Origin of the sequence: Corynebacterium tuberculostearicum, from assembly GCF_032821615.1 — a bacterium.
GTDB lineage: Bacteria > Actinomycetota > Actinomycetes > Mycobacteriales > Mycobacteriaceae > Corynebacterium > Corynebacterium tuberculostearicum_H.
Genome location: NZ_JAVBIF010000001.1, coordinates 500,384 through 521,174, shown reverse-complemented (window position 1 = coordinate 521,174; position 20,791 = coordinate 500,384). Strand labels below are relative to the sequence as shown.

General features: G+C 59.9%; 17 protein-coding genes and 1 riboswitch. Of the genes, 4 read left to right on the top strand and 13 right to left on the bottom strand.

Translation table 11 applies throughout. The features are described from left to right. Window positions 1-18: 18 nt before the first annotated feature. From RAE09_RS02460 to sucB, 7 genes are all read right to left on the bottom strand, one after another. Window positions 19-804 (bottom strand): DUF4191 domain-containing protein, encoded by a 786-nt coding sequence (locus RAE09_RS02460; RefSeq protein WP_250408625.1) that lies wholly within the window; start codon window positions 802-804, stop codon window positions 19-21. 81 nt (window positions 805-885) lie between these two features. Continuing rightward, entirely contained in the window at window positions 886-1,950 is a 1,065-nt protein-coding gene (gene lipA, locus RAE09_RS02455) for a lipoyl synthase (protein WP_005327094.1), read from the bottom strand. A gap of 127 nt (window positions 1,951-2,077) precedes the next feature. Further along, a complete protein-coding gene (lipB, locus tag RAE09_RS02450; protein WP_005324431.1) occupies window positions 2,078-2,881 on the bottom strand; it encodes a lipoyl(octanoyl) transferase LipB in 804 nt (267 codons plus the stop codon). An 80-nt stretch (window positions 2,882-2,961) separates the two neighbouring features. Further along, on the bottom strand, window positions 2,962-3,354 hold the full coding sequence (gene gcvH, locus RAE09_RS02445; RefSeq protein ID WP_250408626.1) for a glycine cleavage system protein GcvH: 393 nt from the start codon (window positions 3,352-3,354) through the stop codon (window positions 2,962-2,964). 36 nt (window positions 3,355-3,390) lie between these two features. Next, window positions 3,391-4,503, bottom strand: coding sequence for a glycine cleavage system aminomethyltransferase GcvT (gene gcvT, locus RAE09_RS02440; RefSeq protein WP_316980838.1), 1,113 nt, complete (start codon window positions 4,501-4,503; stop codon window positions 3,391-3,393). A 2-nt stretch (window positions 4,504-4,505) separates the two neighbouring features. Continuing rightward, on the bottom strand, window positions 4,506-7,349 hold the full coding sequence (gcvP, locus tag RAE09_RS02435; protein ID WP_316980837.1) for an aminomethyl-transferring glycine dehydrogenase: 2,844 nt from the start codon (window positions 7,347-7,349) through the stop codon (window positions 4,506-4,508). Window positions 7,350-7,642: 293 nt separating this feature from the next. Beyond that, on the bottom strand, window positions 7,643-9,334 hold the full coding sequence (gene sucB, locus RAE09_RS02430) for a 2-oxoglutarate dehydrogenase, E2 component, dihydrolipoamide succinyltransferase (protein WP_316980836.1): 1,692 nt from the start codon (window positions 9,332-9,334) through the stop codon (window positions 7,643-7,645). Between the two features lie 125 nt (window positions 9,335-9,459). Between sucB and RAE09_RS02425 the strand changes: the two genes are divergently transcribed. Beyond that, window positions 9,460-9,870, top strand: coding sequence for an oxidoreductase (locus RAE09_RS02425; protein WP_204608291.1), 411 nt, complete (start codon window positions 9,460-9,462; stop codon window positions 9,868-9,870). Here RAE09_RS02425 and thiC read toward each other — a convergent pair. From thiC to RAE09_RS02410, 3 genes are all read right to left on the bottom strand, one after another. Further along, window positions 9,862-11,643, bottom strand: coding sequence for a phosphomethylpyrimidine synthase ThiC (gene thiC / locus RAE09_RS02420; protein ID WP_179386740.1), 1,782 nt, complete (start codon window positions 11,641-11,643; stop codon window positions 9,862-9,864). The two genes, RAE09_RS02425 and thiC, sit on opposite strands and share 9 nt — an antisense overlap. Beyond that, a riboswitch (TPP riboswitch) is annotated at window positions 11,642-11,752 on the bottom strand. It overlaps the preceding gene by 2 nt. 316 nt (window positions 11,753-12,068) lie before the next feature. Further along, entirely contained in the window at window positions 12,069-12,605 is a 537-nt protein-coding gene (locus RAE09_RS02415; RefSeq protein WP_250412996.1) for an isochorismatase family protein, read from the bottom strand. Window positions 12,606-12,643: 38 nt separating this feature from the next. Next, window positions 12,644-14,131, bottom strand: a complete 1,488-nt coding sequence (locus tag RAE09_RS02410; RefSeq protein ID WP_316980835.1) for a leucyl aminopeptidase — start codon at window positions 14,129-14,131, stop codon at window positions 12,644-12,646. A gap of 103 nt (window positions 14,132-14,234) precedes the next feature. On the opposite strand from RAE09_RS02410, the gene RAE09_RS02405 reads away from it, so the two are divergent. Then, window positions 14,235-15,332 carry a branched-chain amino acid aminotransferase gene (locus RAE09_RS02405; protein WP_394371980.1) on the top strand — a complete coding sequence of 366 codons (1,098 nt, stop codon included), beginning with the start codon at window positions 14,235-14,237 and terminating at the stop codon, window positions 15,330-15,332. A 7-nt stretch (window positions 15,333-15,339) separates the two neighbouring features. Here the strand turns inward: RAE09_RS02405 and RAE09_RS02400 are convergent, their stop codons facing one another. Then, window positions 15,340-16,134: a nicotinate-nucleotide--dimethylbenzimidazole phosphoribosyltransferase gene (locus RAE09_RS02400; RefSeq protein ID WP_316980833.1), complete on the bottom strand. Its 795-nt coding sequence runs from the start codon at window positions 16,132-16,134 to the stop codon at window positions 15,340-15,342. 11 nt (window positions 16,135-16,145) lie between these two features. Further along, the gene (locus RAE09_RS02395) at window positions 16,146-16,838 is read right to left on the bottom strand and encodes a DUF3043 domain-containing protein (RefSeq protein ID WP_316980832.1); all 693 of its coding nucleotides are present in this window, start codon (window positions 16,836-16,838) and stop codon (window positions 16,146-16,148) included. Between the two features lie 141 nt (window positions 16,839-16,979). Here RAE09_RS02395 and RAE09_RS02390 point away from each other — a divergent pair, with 141 nt between their 5' ends. After that, window positions 16,980-17,324 (top strand): HesB/IscA family protein, encoded by a 345-nt coding sequence (locus RAE09_RS02390; RefSeq protein ID WP_005324455.1) that lies wholly within the window; start codon window positions 16,980-16,982, stop codon window positions 17,322-17,324. A 66-nt stretch (window positions 17,325-17,390) separates the two neighbouring features. On the opposite strand, the gene asnB is transcribed toward RAE09_RS02390, so the two are convergent. Further along, complete coding sequence (gene asnB, locus RAE09_RS02385) at window positions 17,391-19,313, bottom strand: asparagine synthase (glutamine-hydrolyzing) (RefSeq protein WP_316980831.1); 1,923 nt, start codon at window positions 19,311-19,313, stop codon at window positions 17,391-17,393. Window positions 19,314-19,703: 390 nt separating this feature from the next. Here asnB and ctaC point away from each other — a divergent pair, with 390 nt between their 5' ends. After that, a complete protein-coding gene (gene ctaC, locus RAE09_RS02380) occupies window positions 19,704-20,777 on the top strand; it encodes an aa3-type cytochrome oxidase subunit II (protein WP_005324460.1) in 1,074 nt (357 codons plus the stop codon). Window positions 20,778-20,791 lie beyond the last annotated feature (14 nt).

Here is a 20,791-nt window from a genome sequence, read left to right as displayed (position 1 = left end):
GGGATTAGCTTTAGGCGCTTATTTATTCTTCTTGCGCTGCTGGGCGCGGCGCATGCGGCGGTTCATGCCGGCCATGTTCTGCGCCTGGTGGGGCATAGGGCCCTTAGGCATGCCCGGGGTGGTACCCGGCATGGAGTCCATGGCCTCGATGCGGCGGATGTTTTCGTAGGTTTCGTTCTTATTGAAGTTGCGCGGCAGCTTCATGACCTTATTGCGCAGCTTGGATACGGGAACCTCGTCCTCGCCGTTGCCTACGAAGATCTCGTAGACGGGAACGCCGCCGGCGATCTTGTCTACACGCTTCTTAAGCTGGTTCAAGGTGGGGCGTACGCGATTCTTATTGCCCTCGCAAACGAAGATGACGCCGGCGTTGCCGATGACGCGGTGGATAAGATCCTGCTGGCGGGTGGCGGCCACACCGGTCTTTACGGACCACACGATGCCCACGGTATTACGGAGCTGCTGCTCCAGCGCCCAGCCGGCAGCGCCCGGCTGGTCTTCCACGCGCTTGTACATATCGCGCTCAAGGCGGCGGGTGAAGAGGAACATAGCGAGCAGCGCGCCGATGCCCAAACCGAGGATGAGCATGAACCATTCGCCGCCAAAAAGCATGCCAATGAGGAAGAAGAGCAAGCCCATGCCCAGGAAGGCACCCAGCATGATGGGGATAAGCGCCTTATCCTGCTTGCGCTGCATATTGAATGCTTGCCACATCTGGGACCAGGTTTGCTTACGCTGCTGGCGCTTGGCCGCGCGTTCTTGCTTCTTTGCAGCCTTTAGTGCTGCCTTGTCATCTTTCGCCATGGCTCCTACTTTAAAGGTCAACGGGCATAAATGTTAAAACGGCCCACGCGAAAAGCGCAGGCCGTTATGAAAACGTTCGGTTTAGCGGATGGTGGCCGCCGCCGAATTTGCATTAGCCGGGGTCTTGGCCATGCGGGTGGTCACTGGAGTCTCTTCCGAGGGGCCGTACTTCTCCAGCAGGGTGGAGGCCTCTTGGGCGGTGGCACCCTGGGAGGTCTCGGCCAGGTGCTTGAGGTTTTCCGGCAGCTCGAAGCCGCGCTTTTCCATGGCCTGCACGTAGAGGCGGCCGGCGCGGTAGGACGAGCGCACCAGCGGGCCGGACATGACGCCGCCGAAGCCGAGCTCCTTGGCCAGCTTGGAGTGGGCGACGAATTCCTCTGGGCGCACCCAGCGCTCAATCGGGTGGAAGCGCGGGCCGGGGCGCAGGTACTGGGTGATGGTGATGATATCGCAGCCGGCAGAACGCAGGTCACGCAATGCTTCCTCGACCTCATCCTCGGTCTCGCCCATGCCCAAAATCAGGTTGGACTTGGTAATCAGGCCATAGTCGTGGGCCTGGCGGATAACGTCCAGGGAGCGCTCGTAGCGGAAGGCCGGGCGGATGCGCTTAAAGATGCGCGGCACGGTTTCCAGGTTGTGGGCGAAGACCTCTGGCTTGGCCTCAAAAACTTCTTCCAAAAGGTCCGGCTTGCCGGAGAAATCCGGGGTGAGGTTTTCCACGCCGGTGTGCGGGTTAAGCTCGTGAATCTTGCGCACGACCTCGGCATAGAGCCAGGCGCCCTCATCCGGAAGATCGTCGCGGGTAACGCCGGTAATGGTGGTGTAGTTAAGGTCCATTTCCCGGATATTTTCGGCCACGCGGCGCGGCTCGTCGCGGTCGAGTTCTTCCGGCTTGCCGGTGGCAATATCGCAGAAGTCGCAGCGGCGGGTGCACTTATCGCCACCGATAAGGAACGTAGCCTCGCGGGATTCCCAGCACTCGTGGATATTCGGGCAGCCTGCCTCTTGGCACACGGTGTGCAGGGAGGCGCCGGCCACGCGGGACTTCATGTCCTCGTAGCCCGGGCCGGTGCGGACCTGGTTGCGAATCCAGCGTGGCTTTTGTTCGATGGGTGACTCCGCATTCTTCTTTTCAATGCGGAGCATCTTGCGTCCTTCAGGCTTTACAGTCACAAAAACTCACTTTATCGGTTGATGGTGGTGATGGCTAATAGCTCTTCTAGGTATATGTCGCCGCAGTCACATCCTATTCCGCGCCAGCCCCGAACGAGGGCTACTGCTGCGCTTGCCGACGCCTCTCCCGTGCCCTTTCATTAGCCAGCTTCGTGGGATCCGGGGCTGAGCCGAAGGTGTGGTCGGCAACGATGAGGCGGCCCGAGAGGGCGTCGTCCAGCGCTTGCAACAGCGGCTGGGTGGCATCCTCGAGGGTGACTTGGTGGCCCAGTTCTAGGGACAGGGTGGTCACGTCGGCGTCATCGATGCCGCAGGCCACGATGTGGTCGTAGTACTCCAGCGTATTGCAGCAATTGAGCGCCAAGCCGTGCATGGTCACCCCGCGGGTAATGCGGATGCCTAGGGCGGCAATCTTGCGGTCGCGCTTCGGGGCAGCCGGATCCTTGGCCTGGGTGGTGGAGGGGACCCATACGCCCGATCGGCCGTCGATGCGCCCAGCGGTGGTCACCCCCATCTGGCGAACCGTCTGGATGGTGGCTTCCTCCAAGCGGCGGACATAGTCGACGACGTCGACAGGCTCAGCCAGTTTGATAATGGGGTAGATGACCAGCTGGCCCTCGCCATGCCAGGTAATGCGCCCGCCGCGGTCCACGGTGATAACGGGCAGGCCGTTATCGGGCATATCCTCTGGCTGGGTGCGCTTGCCGGCGGTATAGATATTGGGGTGCTCGACCACAAGCACCACGTCGCCCTGCTCGCCCTTGGCGCGGGCGGCCGCTACCTCGGCCTGGTAGTCCCACGCCTCTTGGTAGTCCATCCGGCCTAAGAAACGGACCTCTAGTGGCTTATCGGAGGCGCGAATGGAGCGCTCGGCGGGGAAGAAAGGATCGCGTGGTGCAGTCATAGCCTCAAAGTTTCCTCTGGTGCGGCGGGCAAAGCAAAGCGGGAGGATGCGCGTGGCACACCCTCCCGCGTGGGGCCGAATTAGTCCAAGCCGTTAGCGGATGCGTAGGCGGCGGCATCCATGAGCTCGCCTGCCTCATCTACCTCGACCTCGAACAGCCAGCCCTCACCGAACGGATCGTTGTTGATGACGGCGTAGTCATCGTGCACGGCCTCGTTGACGTCCTTGACGGTGCCGGTGACAGGGGAGTAGAGGTCGGAGACGGACTTGGTGGATTCCACCTCGCCGCAGGACTCGCCGGCGGTGACGGTATCGCCCACCTCCGGTAGCTCAGCAAAGACAACCTCGCCCAAGCGATCGGCAGCGACGGAGGTAATGCCGATGCGCACGGTAGCGCCTGCGACGGCGTCAGCGGTGGCGTTGACCCACTCGTGGTCTTCGGAGTAGGAGAAATCTTGTGGAAGGGTAGCCATGGTGATGTAGTCCTTTCGGGCTCGTTGAGAAAGTGTTTACTTATCGCGCTTGTAGAACGGCAACGCGGTTACTTCAAAAGGATAGCGCTTGCCGCGGATCTCTACTTCGACTTCGGCGCCGGGCTCGAGTCCGGCGCTGGTTTCCAGCAGCGCGATGGCCACTGGGTGTCCCAGGGTGGGGGAAGGCTGGCCGGAAGTGACGGTTCCGACCTTCTTGTCTCTCACGAATACTTCGGCTCCGGCGCGCGCGGCGCGGCGCTGCGTGGAGGTGAGACCGGTGATCGCTACCTGTGGGCCTTCGGCGGCGCGCTGGCGGATGACCTCGGCGCCGACGAAATCGGCCTCCTTCTTGGCAAAGGCGCGCGCCATGCCCGCCTCTACCGGGGTGATATCGCGAGAGAGCTCGTTGCCGTAGAGCGGCATGCCGGCCTCGAGGCGCAGGGAATCGCGGGCGGCAAGGCCGCACGGCTTGAGGTCGTATTCCGCACCAGCCTTGAGCAGTTCTTCCCACAGCTGCGGGGCATCGGAGTTATACACGATGAGCTCGAAGCCATCCTCGCCGGTGTAACCGGTGCGCGCGATAATGGCGAACGTGCGCGCTACCTTGCCCATGGTGGCGGCGTAGTAGCCGAGGTTATATACCTCGTCCTGCTTATTGTCTTCTACCAGCGGCACGAGGATTTCTGCGGCCTTAGGGCCCTGGACGGCGATCATGGCGACGTCCCGGGACTCGTTCTTCAGAGTCACATCGAAGCCCTCGGCGCGATTGTTGAGCTCGTCCCATACGGTATCGGCGTTGCCGGCATTCGGGACGACGAGGAATTTGTCCTCTTCAAAGCGGTAGGTAATCAGGTCATCGATGATGCCGCCGTCTTCAGCGGTAATCATGGAGTACTTGGCCTTGCCCACCTTGAGGGGCTCGAAGTTGGAGATGAAGGCATAGGACAAGAACTTGCCGGCGTCGGCGCCATTGACCCAGATTTCGCCCATGTGGGATAGGTCAAAGAGGCCAGCGGTGCTGCGCACCGCGCGGTGCTCGTCCAGCTCGTTCTGGTACTTCAAGGGCATGTTCCACGGGCCGAAGGCCGTGAAGGTGGCGCCGAGCTTGTCGTGCTCGGCATGGAGTGGGGAGGTGAGTAGTTCGGTCATGGTTACTCCTCAGAATCGTCGATGTCGAAAGCTTCTGGTGGTGGGCAGCTGCAGACCAGGTTGCGGTCGCCGTAGGCCTCGTCGATGCGGCGCACCGGCGGGAAGTACTTGTAGCTGTGGCGTAGGGATTTCACGGGCCACGCGGCCTTTTCGCGGCTGAAGGAGAACTCCCACGTATCGGAGCCGATGGACTCCGCGGTAAATGGTGCGTGGTGGATAACGGAGCCTTCGTAGGAAACCTCGCCGTCGATGATCTCTTGGATCTCGGCGCGAATGGTGCGCATGGCCTCAATGAAGCGATCCAGCTCACCCAAGTCTTCAGACTCGGTGGGCTCGACCATGAGGGTGCCGGCCACCGGGAAGGCGAGGGTCGGTGCGTGGAAACCAAAGTCCACGAGGCGCTTGGCTACGTCGGCTGCGGTGACCCCGGAGGCGTCGGTAAGCGCGCGCAGATCCAGGATGCATTCGTGCGCCACCAAGCCAGCGTTGCCGGTGTAGAGCACAGGGAAAGAATCTTCCAAGGACTTGGCCAAGTAGTTCGCGCCCAAAATGGCGTGGGCGGAGGCCTGCGCCAGTCCCTGTGCACCGGTCATAGCGAGGTACGCCCAGGAAATCGGCAGCACACCGGCCGAGCCATACTTGGTATTGGTAATTGGTACGCCCTGACCTACCGGGGTAGCGGTGGTGGCATCCAGCTGCGGATCCGCGGCGTTGGTGGGCAGGAAGGGGATGAGGTGCTCGGCCACGGCGACCGGACCCACGCCCGGGCCGCCACCGCCATGCGGAATGGTAAAGGTCTTGTGCAGGTTGAGGTGGGAAACATCGCCGCCGAACTGGCCTGGGCGGGCCCAGCCGGTCAGCGCGTTCATATTCGCACCGTCGATGTAGACCTGGCCGCCCACCGCGTGGACCTTATCGCATACGTCGCGGACCTCGGGGTCAAAGACACCGTGGGTGGACGGGTAGGTCACCATGATGCCGGCGATGTGGTTGCCGTGCTTGGCAATCTTGTCATCCAAATCCGCCAGGTCAATAGAGCCATCCTCGGCGGTCTTGACCACAACAACGCGCAGGTTAGCCAGCGTTGCCGAGGCCGCATTGGTACCGTGCGCGGAAGCTGGGATGAGCACTACATCGCGCTCGTTATCGCCATTGGCTACGTGATAGCGGCGGATGGCCAAAAGACCCGCCAGCTCGCCCTGGGAGCCGGCATTGGGCTGGATGGAGACCTTGGCGTAGCCGGTTACCTCGGCCAGCCAGCCCTCAATCTCTTCTACCAAGGCGCGCCAACCGGCGGTCGTTTCTTCTGGTGCGTAGGGGTGGATGCCTGCAAACTCCGGCCAGGAGATGGGTTCCATGGCGGCGGTGGGGTTGAGCTTCATCGTGCAGGAGCCCAGCGGAATCATGGTGCGGTCGAGCGCCAGGTCCTTATCGGCCAGCTTGCGCAGGTAGCGCAGCATCTGGGTCTCGGAGTGAATGCGGTTGAAGATTTCGTGCTGGAGCGGCTCCTCGCCGCGCTGCAGGTTCTCCGGCAGGGCAAAGTCGGCCTCAGCAGTTTCGGCGCCGAAGGCCTGGGCGAGCTTAGCGACGTCCTCCTTGGTTGCCGACTCACCAAAGGACACCGATACCTTGTCCTCGTCAATGACGCGCACGAGGTAGCCCTCCTTCTGGAGGTCAACCTTGATGGTGGCGGCGTCTACGCCGGCGACGGTAACGGTATCGAAGAAGTCCTCGGACACGAGTTGCTTTCCAGCATCCTTGAGGGACTGTGCAAAGGAGGAAGCGAGCGCGTGGACGCGCTGGGCAATGGCCTTGAGGCCTTGCGGGCCGTGGTAGACGGCGTACATGGAGGCGACATTAGCCAGTAGTGCCTGCGCAGTACAGATATTGGAGGTAGCGCGTTCACGGCGAATGTGCTGCTCGCGGGTCTGCAGCGCTAGGCGGTAAGCGGGGCGACCATCCGCGTCCTTGGACACGCCTACGATGCGGCCAGGCATCTGGCGCTTGAGCTTTTCCGTGACCGCCATGTACGCAGCGTGCGGGCCGCCGAAGAAGAGCGGAACGCCAAAGCGCTGGGAAGAACCGAGCACAATATCGGCGCCCAGCGAGCCAGGTGCCTCCAGCAGGAGCAGCGAAAGCGGGTCGGTGGCCACGGTAGCCAGAGCGCCGCGGGTGTGCAGCTCCTCGATGATGGTGGAGGGGTCAAAGATATCGCCCTCGGTACCGGTGTAGGCGATTACTGCGCCGATGAGATCCTCGCCCACGAGGCCTTCGCGCAGGTCCACGATTTCTACCTCAAGGTCAATTGCGCGGGCGCGCTCCGCGGCGACGGTAAGCACCTGCGGGTGCAGGCGAGAATCCAACACCACGCGGCGACCCTTCTTGACCGCGCGGGACATAAGCCCCACGGCTTCCGCGGTGGCGGAGGCCTCGTCCAGCAAAGAAGCATTCGCGATGGGCAGACCGGACAGGGACTCAATCATGGTCTGGAAGTTCAATAGCGCTTCAAGACGACCCTGGGAGATCTCTGGCTGATACGGGGTATAGGCGGTGTACCATCCCGCATCTTCCAATAAACCGCGACGGATGACCGCGGGGGTGAGGGTGTCAGAAAAGCCTTGTCCGTAGAAGGACTTCAGCACGGTGTTCTGGTTGGCGTACTCCCGCAATGTAGCCTGCGCTTCATCTTCCGAGAGTGCCTCAGGAAGCTGAGGCAGTTCTGCGGCGCGGATCTTTGAGGGAATGGCGGCATCGACCAGCGCGTCCACGCTGTCGTAGCCTACTTTCGCAAGCATGGTGGCCTGCTCCGCAGAATCCGGCCCTAGGTGGCGGGAGATGAATTCCATGTCAGTGAGACTCCTTAATAGGGGGACAGTGGCTGTAACCGCCCCAATTATATGTTTAACAATCGGTGAGCCGATCCCGCTTTGGAAACTTTTATGCAGCGCGTCACTGTATAGAACTGCACCCAGTGCGCTCACCATGGGCTTAGGGGCGAGGCTCCCTCAACACCTCGAATAAAAAGGGATGGATTAGTCCGGCGTTTTCGGATCCGTCACCCCCACTTGGCACCCCAGATATAGCTAAAGCCTCTTAGCCCCGCAGTGGGGCTAAGAGGCTTTAAGCGGCGATAGAACCTTTAGACTTCGAGGTCTGCCTGGAAGTCAGCGGTCTGCAGGCGGTCCTTGATGGTGGTGATGAAGCGGCCTGCGTCCGCACCGTCCACTACCTGGTGATCGTAGGTGAATGGCAGGTAGCACATCTGGCGGATGGCGATGGCGTCCTGGCCATTCTCGTTGACAACAACCGGGCGCTTTTCGATAGCCGCGGTGCCCAGGATGCCGGCCTGTGGCGGAACCAAGATCGGGGTATCGAGCATGGCGCCCTCGGAACCGATGTTGGTCACGGTGAAGGTAGCACCGGTGAGATCGTTCGGCTTCAGCTTGTTATTGCGGGCCTTATCGGCCAGCTCTGCAATCTGCTGAGCGATCTGCGGCAGGGTCATATCCTGTGCCTTGTGGATGACCGGGGTGAGCAGGCCCTTCGGGGTGTCAACAGCGATAGCGATGTTGACGTCCGAGTGGTAGGTCATCTCCTTGGTCTCTGGGTTGTAGGACGCATTGACGTTCGGGTGGGAGACCAGAGCCTCGGCGGTAGCCTTCACGATGAATGGCAGGAAGGACAGGTTTGCACCGTGCTTGTCGATGAACGCCTGCTTGTTCTTCTTGCGCATATCCCAGATGGCAGTCATGTCGACTTCCTGGACGTGGGTCAGCTGCGCGGAAATCTGCAGCGCCTCCACCATCTTGGCGGCGGTGATTTCGCGGATGCGGTTGACCTTTTGGGTGGTGCCGATGAGCTCCTGCTTGGCCGGATCCACGGACTTGGTGGACCAACGTGCGCGTGGGGAGTTATCGGACTGTGCGGCAGACTTGGCAGGTGCATCGCCCTCGCCAGCAGCGGCGAGCACGTCCTGCTTGCGGATGCGGCCGCCCACGCCGGTGCCCTCAACGGTGTTGAGGTCTACGCCGTGCTTTTCAGCCAGCTTGCGTACCAGTGGGGTGACATAAGGAACGTTGTCGCCATTGTTGACCTTGGCAGAGGTGTTCAGGGAGGAATCCTGCGTGGACTCCTTCTTTTCCTCAGCCTTTGGCTCTGGCTTCTTCTCTTCCTTTTCTTCTGCCTTGGGCTCTTCCTTCTTTTCTTCCTGTGGCTCTGGCTTGGCCTCGGAGGAGGATGCGGTGGCGTTTTCGTCGCCGATGCGGGCGATGACTTCGCCGACCTCGATGGTGTCGTCCTCGTCGGCGAGGATTTCTACCAGGGTGCCTGCTACGGGGGAAGGAATTTCGGTGTCGACCTTGTCGGTGGAGACCTCGAGCAACGGTTCGTCTACCTCGACGGTGTCGCCAACGGACTTCAGCCACTGGGTGATGGTGCCTTCGGTGACGGATTCGCCGAGTTCTGGCATTTCCACGTCGGCTGCGTCGCCGGAGCCGCCGTTGGAGGAGTCAGCCTTCGGCTCTTCCTTCTTTTCTTCTGCTTCTTCCTCGCCCTTATCAGCGGAGGAGTCGTTGGATGCGGAGCCTGCCTCATCCTCGTCACCGATGATGGCGATGACTTCGCCAACCTCGATGGTGTCATCCTCGTCAGCCTTAATTTCAATAATGGTGCCGGCTACGGGGGAGGGGATTTCAGTATCGACCTTATCGGTGGAGACCTCGAGCAATGGTTCGTCGACCTCGACGGTATCGCCGACGGACTTGAGCCACTGCGTGATGGTGCCTTCGGTTACGGATTCGCCCAGCTCGGGCATCTCAACGGAGTTCGCCATGAGTTATAAGACTCCTCGAAAGTTGGAAGTGTTCTATCGCTACCCGACAATCTTACAGCGTGATGCTCACCCTCGTGCAGATGTGGGGTTAGTAACTACCCTCCTTCCGGGTAAGCTAGGCAATTATGTTCAACCCTTTCCGCCGCAATAAGTCCAGATCGTCGCTGCGACCACCCCGCGGACCGGGGGAGACCGTCCGCCCGGAAGACGCGCAGGATCTGCAACAGTGGGCCGCCGGAAAGGCTTTTGTAGAAGCCTTTGTGGAGCCGGAAACGGTAGTCAATGAGATGTCCGTTGTTGTTGTGGATGAAAACGGCGATTTTATCCGGCGCCGTATTGGCGGGCCGAAAGGCATCGATGCGGTGGCCAAACTATTGAGCTGCGATATTTATGATGTAGAAGAAACCGGCTATCCGCAGCGCATGCGCGATCGCATGGAAAGGCAGCGCATCTTGCGCAAAAGGGAAGAGCAAAGGCAACGCCGCGCCCGATTTGAGCGCGGCGAAAATCCCGATACAGGGCGAGAGCTAAGCTAGGTCAGCATCCTCGCGTAAATAAATTTGAGACCCGTTGCGGCGGAATTCGGCGGATTTTTCCTGCATACCTTCCTCTGGTGCTGAGCCGTGGGCTGCCGCGCGGACCTGGTCGCCCAGCGTCGGCATGCCCAGCTCGGCCATTTGCCCGCCGAACATCTCGCGGATGTCTTGGCTAATGCGCATGGAGCAGAACTTCGGCCCACACATGGAACAAAAGTGTGCGGTCTTTGCTGGCTCAGCAGGCAACGTTTCATCGTGATAGGCCTGCGCGGTCTCTGGGTCGAGGGAGAGCGCAAATTGGTCATTCCAGCGAAATTCAAAGCGGGCCTTGCTCATGGCATCGTCCCAAGCGCGGGCGCCTGGATGTCCCTTGGCCACGTCCGCTGAATGCGCCGCAATCTTATAAGTAATGACGCCAGTTTTTACATCATCGCGGTTGGGCAGTCCCAAGTGCTCCTTCGGCGTGACATAGCACAACATGGCTGTACCACCCATTGCGATATGGGCGGCACCGATGGCGGAAGTGATGTGATCATAGCCAGGGGCGATATCGGTAACTAGAGGGCCGAGGGTATAGAAGGGGGCATCTGAAGCCCAGTCCTGTTCGAGTTCGTTGTTTTCTTGAATCATGTTGAGCGGCACGTGTCCGGGGCCTTCCACCATGACTTGGACGTCATACTCCCAGGCGCGGCGGGTAAGCTCGCCGATAGTCTTTAGCTCTGCAAATTGGGCGGCGTCGTTGGCATCGGCAAGGCTGCCGGGGCGCAGGCCGTCGCCAAGCGAAAATGCAACATCGTATTGAGCGAAAATCTCGCACAGCTCATCGAAGTGCTCGTACAGAAATGACTCTTTGTGGTGAGCAAGGCACCATCCCGCCATGATGGAGCCACCGCGGCTGACAATGCCGGTCACGCGATTGCTTGCTAGCGGTACATACGCCAAGAGCACACCGGCGTGAATGGTCATATAGTCCACACCCTGTTCGCATTGCTCGATGACGGTATCGCGGAAGATTTCCCAGGTCAGATCCTCTGCCACGCCATTGACCTTTTCCAATGCTTGGTAAATAGGCACGGTGCCAATGGGAACTGGGGAATTGCGCAGAATCCACTCGCGGGTGGTGTGGATATCGTCACCAGTGGAAAGATCCATTACGGTGTCCGCGCCCCACTGGGTAGCCCAGCGCAGTTTGGACACTTCTTCCTCGATGGAGGAGGTAACCGCGGAGTTACCAATATTGGCGTTGATTTTGGTGAGAAATTTTCGCCCAATGATCATGGGCTCAGACTCGGGGTGGTTGACATTATTAGGGATAATGGCGCGGCCGCGAGCTACCTCAGCGCGAACGAATTCCGGATCGCAGTGCTCACGCAGTGCTACGAATTCCATTTCGCGGGTGATGATTCCTTGGCGAGCGTAGTGCATTTGAGTTACGCGGCGCCCAGGCTGAGCCTTAAGCGGCGGGCGCTTAGAGCCTTTCCACTCTTGGGAAGACGCCCCGCGGCGCTGTGCGGCACGTCCATCGTCAGCCAGCTCGCGGCCGCGACCGGCGTACTCTTTGGTATCTCCGCGCTCGCTAATCCACTCGCTGCGCAGGGTCGGTAGCCCCACTTCAGGTGCGCATTCTGGCCCACGTGTGCGGTAGACGCGGAAGGGCTCATTGGGGCCTTGTGGGGAATCATCCAGTTGGATTTCGGTCTCTGGAACTTCTAGACCGTCGTGGTGAATGGGGGAATAGGAATGCTTAGGGTGGTTTTCTGGGGCAGCCGTCATGGCAAGCGCTCCTCTCTTCCTTCGTAGGTATTAACCAAACAGGTTCGAACGGTCTATGCGCAGCTTTAGCGCACTCTCAGCCCGTGCTCGGGCACCCGTGGGGACGCAGATCACCCTATAACAATCGTCTCGCGTAGCGCAGAGCTTTCGCCAATTTGGTGGAGACGCATTTGCCGAGGTGAGGTAGTAGGAGCCTTGGTGGCACAATTCAACAGGAAACTTTCAGGTACTTGACACCCGGATCCAATATCGGCATTCCATACTTAATTCATGCGTTTGAGAGAGCGCATGCGAGAGAGATAGAGAGAACCCCTCCCGTTTCCAGAGGGCGGCTACTTTAGCCGATACATGGAAACACCTTGTAGAGAGACGCCAGCGGCCCTCGGGCCAGATTCGGTTCGAGGGCCGTAGGCGTTTTCCTGTGTTTAGCAGATGGTGGCGCCGGCAGCGGCCAACTCTTGCAACGCGGCTTCGCCGCGGGCTTCGTCCACTGGGGAGCAATATTCACGCAGTACGCGGACGGTAAAGCCTTCTTTAAGGGCGTCGGCAGCCGTGGCACGCACGCAGTGATCGGTGGCAATGCCCACGATATCCACGGCGTCAACGTGGCGCTCGCGCAACCAGTCAGCGAGCAAGGTGCCGTTCGCAGCGCCTTCGAATCCGGAATAGGCGGCGGTGTATTCTCCCTTGCGGAAGTAGGCTTGCGCCGGCCCGATGGCCTCATGCATGGCCGCCCCGTGGGACTCGGCTACGCAGTGCACCGGCCAAGAATCGACAAAATCCGGGTCCTTTGAAAAGTGAGAACCCGGATCGATATGCCAATCCTGCGTGGCTACGACGGTTTCGTAGTCCTGTTGCAGGGAGGCGATTTTTGCAGCAACCTCATTGCCCCGCTCAGTGCCTAAGGCGCCGCCGGGGCAGAAGTCATGTTGTACGTCAACGATGATTAAAGCAGGCTTCATGCCTCTAGGATTCTAAACGCACTAAGCCTGTTGTGGTGCTACTTTGATTCAGCAATCTCGCGCAGGGCGGCAATTACCGTGCGGGTGGGTACGCCGGTGCCCATCTTCGGGGTGTATCCATAAGCGCCCGTGGTGTTGAAGGAAGGGCCTGCCACGTCGATATGAGCCCATTCGATTCCCTCGCCCACGAAGTGCTGGAGGTAGGTGCCGGCGTATTCCATGCCGCCCTCACGCTTGGCGTTGATATTTCGGATATCGGCGCTGGCGGACTTCACGGATTCCTCGTGTTCCTCTAGCAAAGGCATGGCCCATGCCTTTTCGCCCACCTCGCGGCCAATCTCGGCCATGCGATCGCGGAATTCTTCCGAGCCCATCACGCCGGCGGTGCGCTCACCCAGGGCGACCATCTGGGCACCGGTCAAGGTCGCGGTTTCGATGAGGTAATCGGGCTTGTCCTCGCTGGCGCGCGCAATGGCGTCGGCAAGCACGAGGCGGCCCTCCGCATCAGTGTTGAGAACCTCGGAGGTAATGCCGCCGTAGTGGGTGATGACGTCACCCGGGCGGGTGGCATCGCTGCCCGGCATGTTTTCTGCCAGCGGCAGGGTAGCGGTGATGCCCACCTTCAGATTCAGCTTTGCCGCAGCGATAATGGCCGCGGCCATTGCAGCGGAACCGCCCATGTCAGAAATCATGTCCCACATCTTGGCGCCCGGCTTGAGGGAAATACCGCCGGTATCGAAAGTGATTCCCTTGCCTACTAGGGCGACGTGGCGCTTGGCCTTCTTCGGCTTCCAGCTCAAGCGGACCAACCGCGGCGGACGTGCGGACCCACGGCCGACGGCCATGATGCCGCCAAAGCCCTGCTTTTCCAGTGCCTTTTCATCCAACACCTCCACCTCAAGGCCGGCTTCTGCCGCTTGGGCAGACAGGAACGCGGCGTAGGTTTCTGGGTAGAGCAGGTTGGAAGGGGTATTGACCAGATCGCGAGCGATGAGGACGGACTCGGCGGTAATCTTGGCGCCGTCGAATTCCTCTTGTGCGGACTTCTCCGCCACCACGGTGTAGGTGGTGGTTTCCGCGGCCGATTCAGAGCGCAGGCCAGAGTACTTATAGCCGCCGAGGATGAGGCCTTCTACCACTGGGGTGATACCAAAATCGCCTAGCGAGGTGGCTACGGCCCCCACCTTGGTGATGGAACGCGCGGCCTGCCCGGCAGCGCGGCGCAGCGTCTCATCGTCTACCTCTTCAGCATCGCCCAAGCCAACGGCGATAATGGAGGCCACGCCGGCCTTAGCCGGAGCCGGCACGCGCGTGACCTCACCGGCCTTGCCAGAGGCCCCTACGGCCACTAGTGCTTCATAAGTGGAGCGCAGCGCTGCGCCCCCAAGCAGATCGGTGCCTGGCAGCTCAAGGCCGCCTTCGCCCTCGAATGCAGCGATCAGCAGTGCTTCTGCTTTCTTAGGAACCTTCTTTCCCAGCTTTACCTGGGGAAAGTGGCCGCGTGCGGGTAGATCGGTCTGTGCCATTGTGTCCTCCTTTATGGAAAGGCTTATCAATCTTCCCTCCACTGTACCGCGCGGCGATGAACTTATTCCTGCCTCGCTATAGATAAAGGGGTAGATTGTGGGCATGCTTGATTACACGATTACTCGTACCGATAACCCCACGTCCGCGGAAGAATTGAGAGAGATCCTCGCCAACCCCGGCTTTGGCAAGCACTTTACGGACCACATGGTCACCATTGACTGGACCGAAGAAAAGGGCTGGCACGATGCTCAGGTGCGCCCGTACGGACCGATGACCATGGAACCTGCCAGCAACGTATTCCATTATGGGCAGGCAATCTTTGAAGGCATCAAGGCCTACCGTCAGCCGGATGGTTCTATCGCTACCTTCCGGCCGGACCACAATGCGCAGCGCTTTATCAATTCTGCTGAGCGCCTGGCTATGCCCGAGCTTCCGCAGGAAGATTTCATTGAGTCCCTGCGCCAATTGGTGGAGGTGGATCAGGACTGGGTACCGGAAGCCGGTGGGGAAGCGGCGCTGTACCTGCGCCCGTTTATGATCTCCACCGAGGTCTCCTTGGGCGTTCACCCCGCCAATTCCTACCGCTACGTGCTCATTGCCTCCCCAGCGGGCTCCTACTTCAGCGGCGGGATCAAGCCAGTATCCGTCTGGCTATCCACTGACTACGTGCGCGCAGCCCCTGGCGGCACCGGCGCGGCCAAGTTTGCGGGCAACTACGCAGGCTCACTCTTGGCGCAGGCCCAGGCAGATGAAAAGGGCTGTGACCAGGTGGTCTGGTTGGACGCCATCGAGCGCCGTTACATCGAGGAGATGGGCGGAATGAACCTGATGTTTGTGTATGGCTCTGGCGATAGCGCGGAGATTGTTACACCAGAACTATCGGGCTCTTTGCTACCCGGCATTACCCGCGAATCCCTATTGCAGGTAGCCCAGGATTTGGGCTACAAGGTCACCGAGCGCCGCATCACTACCGAAGAGTGGCAGCGCGATGCCGAATCCGGCGCTATGTCGGAGGCCTTTGCCTGTGGCACTGCCGCAGTTATCACTCCGGTGGGCCACGTGCTGGGAGACTCTGCCGACTTCCAGGTCAATGGCAATGAAGCGGGTGAGATCACCATGGCCCTGCGCGAGCGCCTCACCGGAATCCAGCGCGGCGCAGTGGAGGATACCCACGGTTGGCTCCATACCCTAGTGAAGTAGTCCCCGCTTAGGCGTCCGCGGCGATCTCCACGCCGGTGAGCAGCAGTGGCAGCGCCGCGAGGGCACCGAGCGTAGGTTGTGGCTCCATTCCCAGTTCCAGCAGGGGGTGGAGCCCTAGCTTTTCCAGTGCCAACTTGTGCGCAGGGGCAGTGGACAGCGTGGTGGCGAAGAGCCAGTCTTTCACACCGGGATTATCGCGCTCGGCAAGGAGCGCGGCGGTGGCGGTCAAGGGGGCGTCGACAAGCAGGGGCGTACGGCGCTCCGCGGCCTGGGTAATAAACCCCACCGTGGCTGCTAGAACCGCAGACTGGCACGATTCAACCAGCTCCATGCCCTCGAGGTTGCGCGCGCGGAACATGGCGTCCCGGATTGCGGTGACCTCGCGCTTCCAGGTTTCTACGCTGCGCTGCTTGCCGACGATCACTACTGGCTCCGTCTGCGTCATCGTCGCCATTACCACGGCCGGTACTCGGGCGAGCTCTTCGCCGCCGGGAATGAGTAGGTCAGCCCCGGCATCAATTTCCGCATCTGCCGTAGCGGCTCCAAGGCTGTAGGCCTGGGAATAATCCGTCACGGTGACTACATTCAGCCCGGCCTCGGCGCGACGCGCGGCGGTCTCAGCAGCTGAAAGCGAGGTCTCTTGATCCGCGAAAATCACGGCCCGCACGCGCCGCGGCTCATGGGCAGGCGCCGCGCCTTGGCAAGCAGCCAGCCATTGAGCGGCGTCGGTCAGGCGCCCCCAAGGGGCGAGCCGTGCGTCCTGTGCGGTATGTGCCTGCTTATCGGGTTGCGGAATGGCCATGAGTATTCCCCCTAAACGTCAGCGCCGAGCTCCACGCGGGGGCGCGGGATGCGCCACTTGCGCGGCTGGCTGGCGCGGGAATACGCATAAAAACCAAGGCTAAAGCCGGCTTCGGTAGTGCCAGGGAACTTGGCGCGCACGGCATTATTGCAGCGGCGGGCCAAAATGACGCCCTCGATGGCGAAGATCACGAGGATGACCATCGCTACCGCGTTGATGATTGTTGCAATGCTGGGTACCGCGTAGGTCAAGAACATGACCACGATGAGTACCAAGGCCATCGGCATGACCCAGTTGCTCAGGCTGCGGCGGGCATCCACCCAATCGCGTACATAGGCGCGCACTTGACCCCGGTCGCGGGCGGGCAGGAAGCGCGGATCGCCTTCTGCCATGCGGGCCTGCTGCTCGCGATTGGCCTGCTGGCGCTCTTGGCGCTCCTTCTTCTTATATTCCTTCCACTCGTCCTTGCTCATGGACTTCTTCATGTCCTTGCGATGCTGGTAACGCTGTGCATCGGACATGCCATGGGGATCGCGCTTTACGCCGCGCGCAATCTCTTGCTCTGAGCGCTTTGGCGTAGGACGACCCTTCGGTGGGGTATAGCCCTTGCGCTGGGGCTCTTCCTGAACTTCTGCCTGATCCTTGGCTTGAACAGGAGCAGGCTCAGTGGAGGTCTTGTCATCTTTTTGCCACGGGAGTTTCACGCTCCTCACACTACAAGGTTTAGGTGTGAATAGGGGAATAGGCCCGGCACAGATGGTGTTGAAGGTATGGGCTACCTTTTCCCACCTGAACTAACCGGGTAGGGTAGTGGCAACGAATCCAATACTTATTGAGGAGAAGTGATGACCGCTCCAGCTTCCGCAACCGGCGTCATTCTGACCGAAGCAGCAGCCGCAAAAGCAAAGGCGCTGCTTGATCAGGAGGGCCGCGACGATCTCTCCCTGCGCATTGCCGTTCAGCCTGGTGGCTGCGCTGGCCTGCGCTACCAGCTCTACTTTGATGACCGCACCTTGGATGGTGACAAGGTTGACCAGGTAGGCGGCGTAAACCTCGTTGTGGACAAGATGTCCGTTCCCTACCTGACCGGTGCCAAGATTGACTTCGCTGACACCATCGAGTCCCAGGGTTTCACCATTGATAACCCGAATGCCACCGGCTCTTGCGCTTGTGGCGATTCCTTCAACTAAAGAGAAGGAAATACAAAGAGGGTGGGTGCCACTGGCACCCACCCTCTTTGTATGTGTGGAAGGCTCTTAGAGCTTGACCGGGTAGTCGCGCTGCTCGATCTGTGGATCGATGCGCTTTTCCACAAAGATGCCGTGCCAGATCATAAAGGACAGCACGGTCCACAAACGGCGGGAGTGATCGGAAACGCCATCTCGGTGCTCCTTGAGCATCTCGAGAACTTCCTTCTTATTAAAGATGTCCTCGGTCTGGGACTCATTGATGGTGTCCTGGGCCCAGCCGTATAGCTCATCGCCGGCCAGCCAGTGGCGCATCGGCACTGGGAAGCCCAGCTTCTTGCGGTGTAGAACATGCGCCGGGACGATCTGCTCCATGGCCTTGCGCAGGGCGTACTTGGTGGTGCCGTGAGAAATCTTCAGGTCATAAGGGATGGACTCGGCAACCTTGAAGACTTCCTTGTCCAAGAATGGCACGCGCAGCTCCAGCGAGTTGGCCATATTGATCTTATCGGCCTTGACCAGGATGTCACCGCGCATCCAAGTGAATAGGTCCAAATGCTGCATGCGTGCGACCGGATCAAAGTCTTCGGACTGGGCGTAGATGGGGGCGGTAACCTCGCGGTGGTCCCATTCGCGCTTTGCCCACGGGATAACGCGCTGCATCTGCTCAAAGTTGAAGGAACGAGCGTTGCCGTAGTAACGCTCTTCCATCGTCATCGAACCACGGTTGAGCAGGGACTTGCCCTTCATTCCCTCGGGTAGAACCTGGGAAAGCTTGCCCAGACCGCGGCGCAGTGGGGACGGGACCTTTTCAAATGGAGCGAGGGACAGTGGTTCCTTGTAGATGGTGTAGCCGCCAAAGAGCTCGTCCGCGCCCTCGCCGGAAAGAACTACCTTGACGTGTTTGCGGGCCTCCTGCGCCACAAAGTACAGCGGCACCAGCGAGGGGTCAGCCACCGGATTGTCCAGGTACCACATGATCTTCGGGATGGACTCGGCATATTCTTCGGGGGAGACAATCTTGACGATGTGCTCCACACCAATAGCTTCCGCGGACTCCGCTGCGACATCGACCTCAGAGTAGCCCTCGCGCTCGAAGCCGGTGGTAAAGGTAAGTAGATCTGGGTTGTGGCGCTTGGCCAGGGTGGCAATAGCGGTGGAGTCAATGCCGCCAGATAGGAAGGAACCCACGGTGACGTCGGCACGCATGTGCTTAGCGACGGAATCTTCCAGCGCCTCCGCAATGCGGTTAAATAGCTGCTGCTCTTCGCCTTGCTTTACCTGCTGTACAGGGAAGCGGGGCTTGAAGTAGCGCTCGGCGACAACATCTTCGCCCGGGCGAAGAGTGACAGTGCAGCCGGATTCAACGCGGCGAATATTCGCGTGGAGGGATTCTGGCTCCGGGACGTATTGCAGGTCCACGTAGTGCTCAATGGCGCGTCGGTCAAGGTTGAGCTCTAGACCAATCTCGTCCGCCATTTCAAGGATGCACTTCATCTCCGAAGCGAAAACGGTGCCTGCCTCGGTAGTGGCGTAATACAGCGGCTTGATGCCAAATTGGTCGCGAGCAGCAAACATCGTCTTGGTGTGGGTGTCCCAGATGACAATGCCGAACATGCCGCGCAGATGGTTGACTACGTCCTTGCCCCAGTGGTGGTAGCCCACCACGATGGGCTCGCCATCGCCCTCGGTGTGGAAGGTGTAGCCGAGGCCCTTGAGCTCCTCGCGCAGCTCCACGTAGTTGTAGATTTCGCCATTAAAGGTCATGGCGTAGCGGTCGGGCTCGTCCTCCGGGCCCCAGCGGAGGGGCTGATGGGAATGCTCCAGGTCAATAATGGACAGGCGGTTGAAGCCGAAGGCGGCATCGCCGTCATGCCAGGTGCCGGCCGCATCTGGGCCGCGGTGGCGCATGCAGGGCAGGGAACGTTCCAGCGCGTCAACGTACTTATCTACGTTGCCTGTGGCGGCGAGCATGCCAAGAAGTCCGCACATGAAAAGATTGCTCCTTATATATAAGCGTCTATTGCTAGTCACCCACTTTACGGCTAGAGGGCGTGAAACCAGAACACGCCACGGCTTAAGGAAACCTGCCGACTGCCTTGGAATTAGCTTCCCCGATAGGGGTGCGAACTTTCGGATGATGGTTCGGCCCGATTCCTGTGAATTGGCGCACATGGATTCAGTGGCTGCTGGGGGTGCGGTTGGAACATTGTGCAGGTGGGGCGGTAACCTACCAGAAGGAGAATATGAAATGAGTGCACTAGGTGCCCTTTTGTGCCTTTAAACAGGCTGGGAATCTGGCAATTATCCTCTATTCTGGTTGGGTAAGAGTGCTCTGTGAGTATTCGAGAAGTTTTGTGTGGACAGAAAGGCAGAACACACGTGGGACAGCGTAATAAGCGCACCTTTGCCCGTAAGGCGGGCGTAGCTGGCGCACTTGCCCTGGGTGGACTCGCTCTGGCAGGTTGTGACGTTCAGGCGCCAACTGCTGTAGAGAACCTCCTGGGATTCGGTTGGCCGAAGGGTATTACCCCTGAGGCAGAGGCCATGTACAACTTCTGGATTTGGGTCTGGGTTGCGGCATGGATCGTTGGTTTTATTATGTGGGGCCTGTTCCTCACCGCAATCTTCCGCTGGAGCGCGAAGAAGGCAAAGAAGGATGGCAAGGGCGAGTTCCCGCGCCAGATTCAGTACAACGTTCCGCTGGAGATGGTTCTGACCATCGTCCCGATCCTCATCATCATGGGCCTGTTCTTCTTTACCGTTCAGACTCAGCAGAAGGTCACCGCCTTGGATAAGGATCCGAAGGTGGTCGTTGACGTTACTGCATTCCAGTGGAACTGGAAGTTCGGTTACGCCGAGAATCACGTCAATGGTGAGAACTACGACGGTGCCGACAAGGAGCGTCAGGCTGAGGCAGAGAAGACCGCTCACGACCCTGAGGGTGTGGACAACCCGAACCCAATCCACGGCAAGTCCATGGGCGACCTTTCCTACTTGAACTACAACAAGATTGAGACCGTCGGTACCACCGAAGAGGTTCCGGTTCTGGTTCTTCCTTCCGATACTGCGATTGAGTTCCGCCTCGCTTCTGGCGACGTGTCCCACGCATTCTGGGTACCGGAGTTCTTGTTTAAGCGCGACGTCTACGCACACCCAGAGGCAAACGCTCAGGAGCGTAGCTTCCAGGTGGAAAAGATTGAGAAGCAGGGCGCATTCGTTGGCCGTTGTGCCGAGATGTGCGGTACCTACCACTCAATGATGAACTTTGAAATCCGCGTTGTCTCTCCGGAGGACTTCAACACCTACCTGAAGTTCCGTGAGGACAACCCAGAGGCCACCAACGCGGAAGCCCTGGAAGAAATCGGCCAGGACCCATATGCGGTAACCACCCACCCGTTCTCCGGCGAGCGTGACACCGCTAAGGGCGACAACTACGTAAACACCGCGGCATAAGAGATAAGGACACA

What these genes read in the sequence shown, in the direction of transcription:
- RAE09_RS02460 (WP_250408625.1), bottom strand. Translation starts at nt 804, where the DNA reads ATGGCGAAAGATGACAAGGCAGCACTAAAGGCTGCAAAGAAGCAAGAA.
- lipA (WP_005327094.1), bottom strand. Translation starts at nt 1,950, where the DNA reads ATGCTCCGCATTGAAAAGAAGAATGCGGAGTCACCCATCGAACAAAAG.
- lipB (WP_005324431.1), bottom strand. Translation starts at nt 2,881, where the DNA reads ATGACTGCACCACGCGATCCTTTCTTCCCCGCCGAGCGCTCCATTCGC.
- gcvH (WP_250408626.1), bottom strand. Translation starts at nt 3,354, where the DNA reads ATGGCTACCCTTCCACAAGATTTCTCCTACTCCGAAGACCACGAGTGG.
- gcvT (WP_316980838.1), bottom strand. Translation starts at nt 4,503, where the DNA reads ATGACCGAACTACTCACCTCCCCACTCCATGCCGAGCACGACAAGCTC.
- gcvP (WP_316980837.1), bottom strand. Translation starts at nt 7,349, where the DNA reads ATGGAATTCATCTCCCGCCACCTAGGGCCGGATTCTGCGGAGCAGGCC.
- sucB (WP_316980836.1), bottom strand. Translation starts at nt 9,334, where the DNA reads ATGGCGAACTCCGTTGAGATGCCCGAGCTGGGCGAATCCGTAACCGAA.
- RAE09_RS02425 (WP_204608291.1), top strand. Translation starts at nt 9,460, where the DNA reads ATGTTCAACCCTTTCCGCCGCAATAAGTCCAGATCGTCGCTGCGACCA.
- thiC (WP_179386740.1), bottom strand. Translation starts at nt 11,643, where the DNA reads ATGACGGCTGCCCCAGAAAACCACCCTAAGCATTCCTATTCCCCCATT.
- RAE09_RS02415 (WP_250412996.1), bottom strand. Translation starts at nt 12,605, where the DNA reads ATGAAGCCTGCTTTAATCATCGTTGACGTACAACATGACTTCTGCCCC.
- RAE09_RS02410 (WP_316980835.1), bottom strand. Translation starts at nt 14,131, where the DNA reads ATGGCACAGACCGATCTACCCGCACGCGGCCACTTTCCCCAGGTAAAG.
- RAE09_RS02405 (WP_394371980.1), top strand. Translation starts at nt 14,235, where the DNA reads ATGCTTGATTACACGATTACTCGTACCGATAACCCCACGTCCGCGGAA.
- RAE09_RS02400 (WP_316980833.1), bottom strand. Translation starts at nt 16,134, where the DNA reads ATGGCCATTCCGCAACCCGATAAGCAGGCACATACCGCACAGGACGCA.
- RAE09_RS02390 (WP_005324455.1), top strand. Translation starts at nt 16,980, where the DNA reads ATGACCGCTCCAGCTTCCGCAACCGGCGTCATTCTGACCGAAGCAGCA.
- asnB (WP_316980831.1), bottom strand. Translation starts at nt 19,313, where the DNA reads ATGTGCGGACTTCTTGGCATGCTCGCCGCCACAGGCAACGTAGATAAG.